At 44.0% G+C, this 13,141-nt stretch carries 11 protein-coding genes and 1 rRNA gene; 4 read left to right on the top strand and 8 right to left on the bottom strand.

The features are described from left to right. Nucleotides 1–28: 28 nt before the first annotated feature. From LZG94_RS00060 to LZG94_RS00050, 3 genes are all read right to left on the bottom strand, one after another. Complete coding sequence (locus LZG94_RS00060; protein ID WP_215234328.1) at nt 29–208, bottom strand: histone H1; 180 nt, start codon at nt 206–208, stop codon at nt 29–31. A 254-nt stretch (nt 209–462) separates the two neighbouring features. Then, nucleotides 463–1,734 carry a pyridoxal phosphate-dependent aminotransferase family protein gene (locus LZG94_RS00055; protein ID WP_233789780.1) on the bottom strand — a complete coding sequence of 424 codons (1,272 nt, stop codon included), beginning with the start codon at nt 1,732–1,734 and terminating at the stop codon, nt 463–465. A 239-nt stretch (nt 1,735–1,973) separates the two neighbouring features. Further along, on the bottom strand, nt 1,974–2,753 hold the full coding sequence (locus tag LZG94_RS00050; protein WP_233789779.1) for a hypothetical protein: 780 nt from the start codon (nt 2,751–2,753) through the stop codon (nt 1,974–1,976). Nucleotides 2,754–2,937: 184 nt separating this feature from the next. Between LZG94_RS00050 and accC the strand changes: the two genes are divergently transcribed. The 4 genes from accC (at nt 2,938) to LZG94_RS00030 (ending at nt 7,618) form a co-directional block, all read left to right on the top strand. Beyond that, nucleotides 2,938–4,443 (top strand): acetyl-CoA carboxylase biotin carboxylase subunit, encoded by a 1,506-nt coding sequence (gene accC, locus LZG94_RS00045; protein WP_233789778.1) that lies wholly within the window; start codon nt 2,938–2,940, stop codon nt 4,441–4,443. A gap of 248 nt (nt 4,444–4,691) precedes the next feature. Beyond that, nucleotides 4,692–5,741 carry a tRNA preQ1(34) S-adenosylmethionine ribosyltransferase-isomerase QueA gene (gene queA / locus LZG94_RS00040; protein WP_233789777.1) on the top strand — a complete coding sequence of 350 codons (1,050 nt, stop codon included), beginning with the start codon at nt 4,692–4,694 and terminating at the stop codon, nt 5,739–5,741. A gap of 87 nt (nt 5,742–5,828) precedes the next feature. Beyond that, entirely contained in the window at nt 5,829–6,500 is a 672-nt protein-coding gene (locus LZG94_RS00035; RefSeq protein ID WP_233789776.1) for a 2-C-methyl-D-erythritol 4-phosphate cytidylyltransferase, read from the top strand. 35 nt (nt 6,501–6,535) lie between these two features. After that, a complete protein-coding gene (locus tag LZG94_RS00030; protein ID WP_233789775.1) occupies nt 6,536–7,618 on the top strand; it encodes a winged helix DNA-binding domain-containing protein in 1,083 nt (360 codons plus the stop codon). Between the two features lie 5 nt (nt 7,619–7,623). Here the strand turns inward: LZG94_RS00030 and LZG94_RS00025 are convergent, their stop codons facing one another. From LZG94_RS00025 to rrf, 5 genes are all read right to left on the bottom strand, one after another. Further along, nucleotides 7,624–8,886 carry a hypothetical protein gene (locus LZG94_RS00025; RefSeq protein WP_233789774.1) on the bottom strand — a complete coding sequence of 421 codons (1,263 nt, stop codon included), beginning with the start codon at nt 8,884–8,886 and terminating at the stop codon, nt 7,624–7,626. 55 nt (nt 8,887–8,941) lie between these two features. Beyond that, nucleotides 8,942–10,090, bottom strand: coding sequence for an acyltransferase family protein (locus tag LZG94_RS00020; RefSeq protein WP_233789773.1), 1,149 nt, complete (start codon nt 10,088–10,090; stop codon nt 8,942–8,944). Between the two features lie 67 nt (nt 10,091–10,157). Beyond that, nucleotides 10,158–10,919, bottom strand: a complete 762-nt coding sequence (locus tag LZG94_RS00015; RefSeq protein WP_233789772.1) for a glucosamine-6-phosphate deaminase — start codon at nt 10,917–10,919, stop codon at nt 10,158–10,160. A gap of 5 nt (nt 10,920–10,924) precedes the next feature. Then, on the bottom strand, nt 10,925–12,331 hold the full coding sequence (locus LZG94_RS00010) for a Gfo/Idh/MocA family protein (RefSeq protein WP_233789771.1): 1,407 nt from the start codon (nt 12,329–12,331) through the stop codon (nt 10,925–10,927). A gap of 709 nt (nt 12,332–13,040) precedes the next feature. After that, nucleotides 13,041–13,141, bottom strand: a 5S ribosomal RNA gene (rrf, locus tag LZG94_RS00005); the annotation flags it as partial.

The following is a 13,141-nucleotide window of genomic DNA, read 5'->3' as shown; positions in this document are numbered from 1 at the left end:
GTTCAAAAAATCTTCTGTGTGCTTCTTACTATTCGCCAGCGTTCTTTTTGTTCTGAACTTCTGCGCGAATATCCTGAGCCAGCGTCTTAAGATCTTGCATACCCTTACGAACGCGGGTACCTGCAGCTTGATTTTCTTTGTTGTAAAACTTATCGAAATCACCTTCAAGTGAAAGGATCAAATCTCTAACTTCATCGAATCGTGCCATGTCTTTTTGTTTTTTAGTTTAAATGCCTCTAACACGCTTAAAACGCATGTTTTGACCGAAATTTAATAATTAAAAGTATTTTAGCAACCCAAAAAACAAAAAAAAACACTTCTATAATACAATTAATCGATTGCAATCATTTAAGTGTCTAATAATCAGATATTTAAATAAAGTCGAAAATACCTCGCCCTGTGACAAAAAAAGGGAGCTTTTAGAAAAAAAGCCCCCTGAATGCAAATAACGCATATTTCTAATTACTCCACCACTACCTGCACATCTTCCTGCTGGTACACGCGGTTCTTCAATTTCTCGGCCAGCGTGGTGAATGCATTCAGTGTATATTCCACGTCTTCGAGGGTGTGAGATGCTGTCGGAATGATCCTCAGCATAATCTGCCCTTTCGGAACTACGGGATAAACGACGATCGAACAAAACACGCCCATATTCTCGCGCAGGTCACGAACCATTCGCGTCACTTCGGGCACGCCGCCTTCGCTGTGCAGGAAAACGGGTGTTACCGGAGATTCAGTTTCGCCGATATTGAAACCACGGCTGCGCAGACCATCCTGCATTGCTTTCACATTTTCCCAAAGCTTGGCACGCAGCTCAGGCATTTTCTTGATCATATCCAGACGCTTGCGGCAACCTTCCACATAAGGCATCGGAAGCGCCTTCGCGTAAGTTTGTGAACGCATATTGTATTTCAGGAACATGATGATTTCCTCATCGTCGGAAGCAATGAATGCACCGATCGCCGCCATCGATTTTGCAAACGTAGAGAAGTACAGATCGACTTCTTTCTGCACACCAAGCATTTCGCCAACTCCTGCGCCGGTTTCGCCCATAGTACCAAATCCGTGCGCATCGTCCACGATCAGCCTGAAATCATATTTCTTTTTCAGTTCAACAATCGCTTTCAGGTCGCCCACTTTGCCAGACATACCAAATACGCCTTCTGTGATCACCAAAACGCCGCCGCCTTTTTCATTGGCAAGCTTGGTAGCGCGGATCAGGTTCTTTTCAAGGCTAACCATATCATTGTGGTTAAACTTGTAATATTCCCCCAGTTTAGCTTTGTGAAGGCGGACTCCGTCGATCAGACAGGCATGTGATTCGGCGTCGTAAACGATTACATCGCGGTGATCACACAAACATTCAATTGCCGACATAATGCCCTGGTAGCCGTAGTTCAAAAGAAATGCATCTTTTTTACCTACAAATTCAGCCAGCTCTTTTTCGAAGGTTTCATGGAGAACTGAATTTCCGGACATCATTCTCGCTCCCATCGGATAGGCCAGTCCCCATTTTTCGGTAGCGGCTGTATCGGCAGCTCTTACCTCGGGATGATTTGCAAGACCTAAATAATTGTTCAGACTCCAGTTCAATACTTCACGTCCCATGAACCTCATGCGCGGGCCCAGATCTCCTTCCAGCATTGGGAATGAAAAATAGTGATGGCTATTCAGCATTTTTGCCGGAGTTCCTATCGGACCAGAGTTGTTGCGCAGTTTCTCGAAAATATCCACTCTCTTCTAATTTATGTGGGTAACAATGATTACTAATGTTAGATAAATGCAAAATTAAAAAAATATACCGGTACTTTAGTAAGACCGTCATGTTTCCAACTAACAGTAAGTTAGTAAAATACTGATAACATTGCTGTTACTGCGTATAGCAACTTTAATGCAGCCGAAATAAAATAACTGGTAAATAAAAAATCCCGACAGGAAGTGCCGGGATCGATTTGAGTTTTAGAATACGAAAATTACTGCCAGGTATTGGTCCATTCAAACGATGAACCATTATCCCTCGTGCCTTTTCCACTTACCACATATCCTTGTGCATCGATATCATACTCATAACTGATGTTCCACTTTTTCTTTGCAAGATGATCTTCTGTACCTATTTTTTTAACCAGGTATAAGGCTTTTTTGGGGAAGAGCGTGCCGTCAAGCCAGATATACCATTCATTATGCGATCCCGATTTATCCAACTTATCCGTGTATTCGTAAGTTGTAGTAGTGAGCAAATTGCCGGAATGATCATACGCTTTAGATACTGCGACGTTCTTGTGGACAGCATCATAGGTATATTCCGTGTGGCCAAACGGCTTATCTTTAATAGTTGTAATCTCCTTGATCATTTTCCCGTCCTGATATTCGAATGACGTCGAAAAGCCCTTTTCCTCGACTTTACCCAAGTAATTGTACTCGGTCAGGTTCTTCACCAATCCATTTTGCAAATCGTATACTTTCTTCGCAAGCAATTCTTTACCGTAATAGGAATACACTACATTGTTTTTCGCATAGCTCACATCCACTTTCATTCCGGCAGTAAAGAACTTTTCAGGCTGCTTGTCCGCATTGTACTGAATGTCCTTGACCCCGCTCGCCAGAGTCGATGCATTCAGCAGCCTCTCATTTACTACCACCTCAGGCTTTGATTCGGGCACCGGCGCTTTCTTTTCTTCTCCGCATCCTGTATTGACCAATAGTATCGCTGTCAGCAAAAGCCAAACAAGATTGTTTATCGCGTTCGTTTTCATGGTTTAATTAGTTTTGGTTGTAAATAATATCTAAAATACATGAAGCAGCTCGCTGTTAATGCTGAAAGCTCGTGCTCAAAAATCCTTCGGCAACCGTCCATTTATTCTGAGGCGTGAGTAGTCTGAATAAAAGAGCCTGCTTTTGCTAACTTAGGAACGTCGACAAATGCATTCATCCAATTACATGACCCGAATCAAAAAGATCCTGATCGCCAATCGCGGCGAAATTGCGTTAAGAATCATGCGTACTGCAAGGGAAATGAATATTTCTACCGTAGCTGTTTTCAGCGAAGCCGATCGCAAATCGCCGCACGTTCGCTATGCCGACGAAGCTGTGTGCATTGGACCGGCTGTTTCTTCGGAGTCTTATCTCAATATTGAAAAAATACTGAAAGTGTGCCGCGATCTGGGTGTCGACGCCATACACCCTGGCTACGGATTCCTGTCCGAAAATGCCGGATTCGCGCAGCGGGTAAAGGAAGCTGGTCTTATCTTCATCGGCCCCTCGCCTGAATCGATCGAGATCATGGGAAGTAAGCTGGCGGCAAAGCAGTCGGCTTCGAAGTACAATATCCCGATGGTACCCGGCACAGAAAGTGCGATTACAGACCGGGAAGAGGCAAAAAAAATCGCAGCGGAGATCGGTTACCCGATTCTGATCAAGGCGAGTGCGGGCGGAGGCGGAAAGGGAATGCGGGTCGTAGCAAGTGAAGCCGATTTCGACGAACAAATGGACCGGGCTGTCAGTGAGGCGGTCGCTTCTTTTGGCGACGGCTCGGTATTCATTGAAAAATATATTCTCTCTCCCAAACATATTGAAATACAGATACTCGGGGATCAGCACGGAAATATCATTCACCTTTTCGAGCGCGAATGTTCCATTCAGCGACGGCATCAGAAAGTGATCGAAGAAGCGCCGTCTATCTCGATTACGCCCGCTATCCGTGAAGAAATGGGCCGCTGCGCGATCGATGTGGCTCGTTCGTGCGGATATTATGGCGCCGGAACAGTAGAGTTCATCCTCGACGAAAATCAGAATTTTTATTTTCTTGAGATGAATACCAGGTTACAGGTCGAACATCCTGTAACTGAGCAGATAACAGGTGTCGATCTGGTGAAACAAATGATCCTGATCGCGGAGGGGAAACATTTGGAAATCCGGCAGGATGAACTGACTATCAAGGGGCACTCCATTGAAATCCGCGTTTACGCAGAAGATCCGCTGAATAACTTTCTGCCTGACGTCGGAAAATTGGTTACCTATATCAAGCCCGATGGAAATGGCGTACGCGTGGACGATGGTTTTGAGCAGGGAATGGATATTCCTATTTATTATGATCCGATGATCTCTAAACTCATCACTTATGCTGATAACAGGGACGATGCGATACGGAAAATGATCCGGGCGGTTGATGAATACCAGATTTCAGGAGTACGGACAACTTTGTCTTTTTGCCGTTTCGTATTGGAACACGCGGCTTTCCGGTCAGGCAATTTTGACACGAATTTTATCAGCAGATATTTTAGTCCGGATATGATAAAACCAAGGAAGGATACTGAGTCAGATGCGGTTGCGGGACTTATTTCGGCTATCCTTTTGAGTGTTAACAAACAGGCTAAAGATGTTCAGCATGAGGTTGCAGCGCCTGTCAGGTCTAGGTGGAAAGACAGAAGACATCAAAACGGCTAATGTGGTTGACCGATAGGATTTCCGCAGGAAAATCACTACTTTTGCGCTCTTAATTTTTTTACAGGATCTATTATAGTAAATATTATTTCAATTACAGTATTCCTGGTTACAAATTTTCTTTGTTAGTTGAGTACAACACGAATTGAGGTTGATTTTCAGTAAAAAAGCTGGCGCAAACGATGCTGAGAAGCATTATTTTAACCCGGCATTTTCATCTACGATATAAGTAATACACAGATTTTCCAGCTATGAAGCTTTCCGAATTTAAGTTTGATCTTCCCCAAAGTTTAATTGCACTTCATCCTTCTGACCGGGGCGAATCGCGCCTGATGGTTGTTCATCGTAAGACGGGCGAGATTGAACATAAGACCTTTGCAGACCTTATCAACTATTTTGATGACGGTGACGTAATGGCGATTAATAATACCAAGGTTTTTCCTGCGCGCCTTTTTGGTCAGAAAGAAAAAACTGGAGCTAAAATTGAAGTTTTTCTTCTAAGAGAACTGAACCGTGAAATGCGTTTGTGGGACGTTTTAGTTGATCCTGCGCGTAAAATTCGTGTCGGAAACAAGCTTTATTTCGGAGATAGCGACCTGGTTGCAGAAGTAATTGATAATACTACTTCCCGTGGCCGGACTATTCGTTTCCTTTATGACGGCGACAATGATGCATTCATGAAGCTGGTCGACGAGTTGGGCGAAACGCCGCTTCCTCCCGAAATTATTTCCCGCAGAAAAGTAGAAACTGCTGACCGTGAACGTTTTCAAACGATTTTTGCTGAGCATGTAGGTGCCGTAGCCGCTCCTACTGCCGGAATGCACTTTACGAAGGCGATCATGAAACGTCTTGAAATTAAAGGAGTAAACTTTGCTCCGGTAACTTTGCACGTTGGACTGGGTACTTTCCGTACTGTTGACGTGGAAGATCTTACAAAACACAAAACTGATTCAGAAAATTACAGGATCTCGCAATCCAGCGCTAGTATTGTTAATGCTGCTATTGATGGTAAAAAGCGGATCTGCGCAGTGGGAACAACTTCTTTGAAAGCGATTGAGTCGTCAGTTTCAGCAAGCGGGCACCTGAAAGCAGTGGAAGGATGGACAGACAGATTCGTGTTTCCTCCGTATGATTTCAAGATAGCTAATGCACTATTATCCAACTTTCAGCTTCCTGAGTCTATCTTATTAATGTCAGCGTGCGCATTTGGCGGATTTGACCTGGTGATGAAGGCTTACGCAATGGCGATTCAAGAGAAATATAAGTTTTTCACTTACGGGGATGCAATGCTGATTATTTAGCATTAATTTTCCGGTCTATACATGATCATTTATGTTTGAGATTAATACTCATCCATAAATGATCATTTTTTTTAACAGATCGATTTTATGCAAGAATACGCTGTAATAGTAGCAGGGGGGAGTGGAAGCCGCATGAAAAGTGACATTCCGAAGCAGTTCCACACAGTGAATGGGCTTCCTGTAATTATGCATACGATCCGAGCTTTCCGAAACTATTCTGCGGACCTTCATATTATTTTGGTACTCCCGGAAATACAGTTTCTTTTTTGGGAAAATTTGTGTGATACATACCAGTTCAAAGAGCGGTATCAGCTGGTTTCAGGTGGAAGTACGCGTTTCCATTCTGTCAAAAACGGACTAAGTAGTATCAATGCTGTCGAAGGATATGTTGCAGTTCACGACGGCGTGCGGCCGGTAATATCAAAGGAGGTTATTGCTGCAAGCTTTTTTACAGCGGCTGAATTTGGCTCCGCAGTGGCAAGTGTTCCATTGAAAGAATCGATCCGGAGCATTGATCCGAATTTGGGAAATAGGGCGCTCGACAGGACACATTTCCGGCTCGTCCAAACACCGCAAACTTTCAGGCTTCCCTGGATGCTGGATGCATTCTCGGTAGATTATCAGGAACATTTCACAGACTGCGCGAGTGTTTTGGAAGCGAAAGGGTATCCAATTCAACTGATTGACGGCGCATACGAAAACATTAAGATCACCACTCCGGAAGATCTCAAATGGGCTGAGACCTACCTGGCCTTATAGTTTGTTATCTTTTCCTGTCTTAATCTCCAATTGCGATGACACACAGCGAAATCAGATATCTCAGGCTACACAATCTGCTAATTTCAAATCGGCGTTTTAAGACGATCTCCGAAACGGTACATTGGCTGGGTGCTGTGCAGGCGCAGGATTATGCAGGTGCTAAATGGTCTCTGGCGCTCAGGACAGCGGGAAGCAGTGAAGCGAAGATTGAGAAAGCGATAAGTGAGAAATCGATTCTCAGAACCTGGCCGATGCGGGGTACCCTCCACTTTGTTGCAGCCCAAGATGCACATTGGATGCTGAGCTTGCTTGCCCCCAGAATTATCGCCGGGGCGGCAGGTCGTCACAGACAACTGGAACTGAATGAAAAGGTATTTGGCCAAAGTTCCGAACTACTTACGTCGGCGCTCCAGGGAGGCAAGCAGCTGACCCGCGCAGAAGTTTATGCTTTACTGGAAAGCGCAGAAATAGCAACCTCCGGGCAGCGAGGAATCCATATTATCGGCTATTTGGCAATGAAAAAGATCCTTTGTCACGGCACACATAGTGAGAAGCAACCTACCTATGCGCTACTCGATGAGTGGGTTATGAATCCGAGAAAACTTGACGAAGCTGAAAGTTTGGCCGAAATTTCACTCCGCTACTTCACCAGCCACGGCCCCGCAAGCCTAAATGATTTCGTTTGGTGGGCAGGCCTGAAAATCTCCGATGCAAGAAAAGGGTTGAATGAAGTTGCCAGTAAGCTGGAATCTTTTGACCTGGCCGGAACAACCTACTGGCATGCGCCAACGGATTCTGATTTTGGTACCGGAAACAACACGTTTTTGTTACCTGGATTCGATGAATATATGCTCGGTTATACCGACAGATCCATCATACTTGACAAGTCGCACGCTGAAAAAATCGTCCCCGGTAACAATGGAATGTTTATGCCTACGATTGTGATAGATGGAAAAGTGGAAGGGACGTGGAGAAAGGCTGTGAAGAAGGATAAGCTGCAAATAGATATGTATCCTTTTAACAAACTTACTCAGATCAAGAAGCGGCGCGTTGAAAAGCAGGCTGAGCTGTTCGCCCAGTATTCAAGTAAAGCGGTTTCTCAGGTAAACTGGCTATAATTATCTCATGAAAGCCATTTTCCAAACCATTCGAATGCATCTTTCTGCATTTCCAAGTCGAACTTATGTGGGCCATCGTAAAACTTCGCAGCGTATTTTTCGGGGGCTTTTGCTTTTTTGTATACTTCCTTTAAAACTTCGTCCGCTTTTTTCATTTCAGGCAAAGTATATAGTTGATCCTGATTATTATTCTGAACCAATGTGGGCATCGGAACGCGCAAGCCTAATATTTCGGGAAAATCCAAGAATTGCGGTAGCAGCGGCGTGTACGTCATCCAGGTATGATTAAAGGATCTGTTGAGGATTAAATCCGTCCACGTTGTCATGAAACCTACACATACTGCACACTTGATCCTCGGATCGAGCCCGCCCAGATAAACAGTTCTGAGGCCGCCTCCCGAGAGACCGCCACAGCCTATACGTTCCGGATCAACATCCTTTCTGCTGCTGAGAATATCGAGCGCCACCTGATCTTCCGACAAGAAAACGCCCGGCCACGTGGTACCTGCACAAAACAGCGACTTCGACATTACATGCTCATGTTCCGAAGACCACGCATTATAAATGTTTATATTTTCGGTCTTTTCCGGGTCCTGATCATTTTTTCCTGTCGTATCCACATATCCCCAGTTTAAACCTTCTACATCGTCAAAATGGACGCGCCTGCTTCCAAATGCAAAAGTGTCGTGCACCAGAACTGCATAGCCTAATTTAGCCAGTTCATTTGCCCAAGGTTTTCCGCCGTAGTCACTATCCTGGTGCTCCTTCAAAATTGGATGCTGATCCTCCGATGTTTTTACGATTTTGCGCAAGCCGAAATATTTCATACCCGCGTGGTCGTGAAGTCCCAATACAGCTGGTAGCGGTTTACTAGCTCCCTGCGGTTTCATAAAAACTGCTTTCGTCGGCCGTCCGTATCCCAAATCCCAGGATAATTCCTCGATTTCGAGTCCATCGAAAATATATTTTTTTTCGACAGTTACTATTGGGGACTTAATTCGCTCTGGCGCTGCTATCAACTCTTTCGTTTTGGCCAGTGCTTCTGCCTGCCATTTTTTCATATCTGTGTGCTTTTCATTTCTGAAAGACAACGGAGGTGTTTTAGGAAGCAGATAATTGGCCCAGGAACCGTAGTGACCTATTACACTTTTTTTTGGCGACATATCGGGAGTCGGGTTATTAATATGTGGTTGTGTCAAATATGCAGAATCAGGATCGGGCAAATCCAGGAATACAGGAAGTGCGGCAGTTTGAATTGCAGCTTTCACGAACTCCCTTCGTTTTATTTTTCCATGTGACTCTTCCAATGGTCCCGATTCCATACTATACTTTGACAAAGATTTTATTTCGATATAAAAAATAAAGGAAAAACCAGACTAACAAGAAGCCGCCCAGTGCATTATATACCTCATGCCATTTTTCTGGCGCATATTTGTAAAATCCTTCGAAGAGCAGTTGTGAAGAAGCGTTGAAATTAACGAACCTAACTGCCAGATAAATAACGAGTGAGTTCATCCCAATTACCCGAAAGAAAAACGACCATCTGACATATCCTTTCACATCGATGATCCAGTAAAATATTGCTAGAAAGACGAATGCCATTCCGCCAGTTAGCATAATAAATGAGCTGGACCACAGGTGTTTATTTATTGGAAAAACAAAATTCCAAAGCAAGCCCAAAGCTATTCCTGAGATTCCCAGTAATAGCATATTCAAGACTTTGCTCATTGCACTTGTTGATTTCAATAGAATATCCCCGGCAAGAGAGCCGAAAATCGTCAGACAGATGGCGGGGAACTGCGTTAGTAATGCGAGTTCGTCATAAGATCCCTGTCTTAATTTGCCCGGCATGAATGCTCTGTCAAACCATCCTACCAGGTTACCTTCAAAAGTGAGATCGCCCTGCCCGAAGCCGGGTACCGGAATTAATATTAATGCGAGATAGTACAAGGCGAGCGTGGCGAGCGCGATATACAATCTTTGCACCCAGTTGAAGTTCATGTAAAGAATAGCGACTACAAAAGTTGCCAATCCGATTCTGCCCAAGACACTTCCATACCGAATATGCGCGGGATCGAAAATGTCAATAGGCGCATTTTTATCCAGAATACCCAGTGCGATCAGGATCAGCATCCGCATGAAGGTTTTATTCCTGATTTCAGATTGCTGCATCCCTTTGGATAACCCGCGCGAGACACTGAATGCCAAAGATGTACCGGCTAAAAACAGAAACAGCGGAAATATGAAGTCGAAGAATGTGAAACCGTTCCACTCGGGATGTTCAAACTGAGCGGCTGCTGCATCAACAAATGCAATTCCAGTTTTTCCTCCTAACAAGAAAATAAATGCTCCCCCACCGGCTATCATCAGCATATCAAATCCACGCAATGCATCAATGGACGCCAGTCGCGAGGAAGAGATCGGATATTCGCTTTGAATCTTGGTTGCTTCGGACAGGGAAGTAGCTTCCATTACTTGTCAATTTTCTTTAAGAAAGTAACAGCGACACTGTTTTTTACCCTAAGTACCTATGTACCTGTTAATCCTGGCCAATTGATCTTGACTTTTCAGAAAGTAAATCCGCTGAATGCTTGTCTAAAAAGAATGTGCAGTTGTTGTGTTGCTGCAAAATGCTGGCTGGAAATATGTTGCTCACTTCATTTTCAAGACTGTTTTTCACAGCCGTAGCTTTCCGGGCATCTGGAACGGAACAGATGATATGATCCGATTTCATGATTTGTCTGATTGACATGCTGATAGCCTGCTTTGGAACTTCATCAAATGCCTGAAACCACCCTTCACCCATTTGCTGATGCCGGCAAGCATCGTCCAGATCGACAATTAGGTAAGGCTCCTCAGTTTCAAAATCTGCCGGCGGATCGTTGAATGCTAAATGTCCATTCTCACCAACACCTACCAAAGCAATATCAACAGGACAGTTCGTGATCAGCTGGCTAACCCTGGCCACTTCTATATTGGCTTCATTTTCACCATTGATTAAGTGCGCTTCTTTTAATGCAGGTACCTGTGCCAGGAAACGCTCCTGCAAGTATTTTCTAAAACTAGCCGGGTGACTAATTGGCAAACCAATATATTCATCCAGGTGAAACATGGTAACTACTGACCAATCAATGTCATTTTCCTTGATCAATTGATCGATCGTATCAAATTGACTTGTCCCGGTTGCGAGGATAATGTTTGCAAAACCTTTCTCGGAGATAATTCCCCTAAGTAACTCAGCTACATAACGTCCCGCTGCCGCTCCTAATTCTTCTTTGTTATCAAAAATCTCAATCTTCATAATTTCTATGATTTTACACCTGTGTTGCCGCCGTCATTCAGAGTAATATCAACCGGCCTGTTCTTTTTCCACGCCCCATTTGTAAAATCGGGAATATCAATTGAATTTGACCTATTGGCCACTGACCATTCGCTTAAAGGAGATATAACACTCCATGACGCCGCATCGTATACGTCCTGATCGAGCGGAAGCCCATTTCGCAAACAATCAATTAATCTCCAATCCATTAGAAAATCCATTCCTCCATGACCACCCACTTTTTTCGCAAGTTCTCCAACTCGTTTGATAATTTCCGGTTGATACTTGGCTTCGAGCTTCTTAAACTCAGTAGCATTTAGCCATTCATGTCCTTCCGAGATTCTGCCTTGCGTACCGTCTTCCGGTAGTGGATATTTCTGGGCTGCCCCTTTGGTTCCGCTTACGGTGTGAAGTCTGGAATATGGTCTCGGCGAAGACACATCGTGCTGCAACATGATAGTTTTCCCTTTGTTTGTTTTAATGGTAGTAGTATTCATATTTCCGCGGAAGCTCTTCTGGGCGTATTGATTAAAGTAAGAATTAGTTGCTGCTAATTCTCTTGCCTTCGATTGCAGCATAAAATCATTACAACTCATCGACACCAGATAATCCATTTTATCCCCGCGATTAATGTCAAGTATTTGCGCGACAGGTCCAAGCCCGTGGGTGGGATATAAATTTCCGTTACGAAGGTTCTCTTTTAGTCTCCACAATTCGAACCGCTTTTCTTTCTGAAACAGAGAGTCAAAAATATCGTGAATATAAGCCCCTTCCACATGAACAATTTCACCGAAAAATCCTTGCCGCGCCATATTCAACGTAAGTAATTCAAAGAAATCATAGCAGCAATTTTCAAGCATCATACAATGCTTTTTTGTCTTTTCCGACGTTTCAACAAGCTTCCAGCATTCATCTACGGTTAGCGCGGCCGGAATTTCCACTGCCACATGTTTGCCGTGCTCCATCGCATATAGTGCCATTGGAGCATGCAGAGCCCATGGAGTGCAAATATAGATTAGGTCTACATCCTTTCTGTCGCATAACTTCTTCCACGCATCTGCTGATCCCGAATAGGTTTTCGGATGTTGTCCTGACTTCTCTAATTCTTTTTTAGCACCGTCCGCTTTATCTGGCAAGATATCTGCAACTCCTACCACTTCTATATTTTCCAGGTGCACTATCCTCTTGATAGCTCCACTACCACGATTTCCCAAACCAATGTAGCCAATTCGGACAGTGTCAAGTTTAGGAGCGGCATAACCACTCATATTAAAAACCTGCTTTCTCTCTTCCAGTACAAAATGTCGTTTGTTGTCGCTAGTTAAGACTCCGGCAGGTGCTGTAATACCGAGTCCGCTCATACCTGCAACTTTTAAGAACTCTCTCTTTTTCATCTGTATCGTTGAGTTGAAGTTGAACCTCATATTTACACAATTTTTTAATCTTTCTTATTTAGTAAGAATTATTTCGGTTAAATAGTTGTGAGAGATTATCGTTTAATTCCGGAAAAGGTAGCTGCTCCTGAGAACTTGCCTGACTTAATAAATACTTTGCTGGCATTACATTTGCATGAAAAGGAAGAGAATTCCATCTAAGTATGTGCATGAAATTATCTTTCTTTTTAGACAGTATATTTCTAGCTCTTGTCTGATGGATCTTGCGGTGCAATTTAAGCCTGCCAGCCTTAAATCAGGAATACTTGGTTTGTGAGATGTGTCTAGGGAATAGTAGTCGGCGCTTCGTCTAGTAAGCGATATGCTCCATTAGGTCCTTGTACCTTATTGTTTACTTCGGATTGGCTCCACAGTGCTACGAAGCTGTTTGGATTACCTCATAACTGTTATAACGTACTAAAAAAGACCATCCTTTTAGCTGCCTTTTAGCTTGGGTATTGCGCCCGGCAAATACCTGCACGGCTAGACTTACTTTATGAGATTTTGATTAGTACCGACTTGATATGCTCTGGGGCTCTGCTTAGCCCACTTGCCAGCTCAGCTCCTACCGAGTAGTCAGAACCAAGGCGCATCCCAGCAAATCCATGGGAGCATTAAACACGAGTCATAAAAAAAAGACCATCTTTTGGGGATGGTCTTATGAATGGTATTGTGGCGACTACCTACTTTACCAGGTTTGACCCAAGTATCATCGGCGGTTCTGGGCTTAACTTCTCTGTTCGGGATGGGAAGAGGTGAACACCAGGCCAA

Source organism: Dyadobacter sp. CY343, assembly GCF_021390335.1.
GTDB lineage: Bacteria > Bacteroidota > Bacteroidia > Cytophagales > Spirosomataceae > Dyadobacter.
Note: the sequence above shows the minus strand (reverse complement) of the source record. Positions and strands in the feature narration are given on the sequence as shown.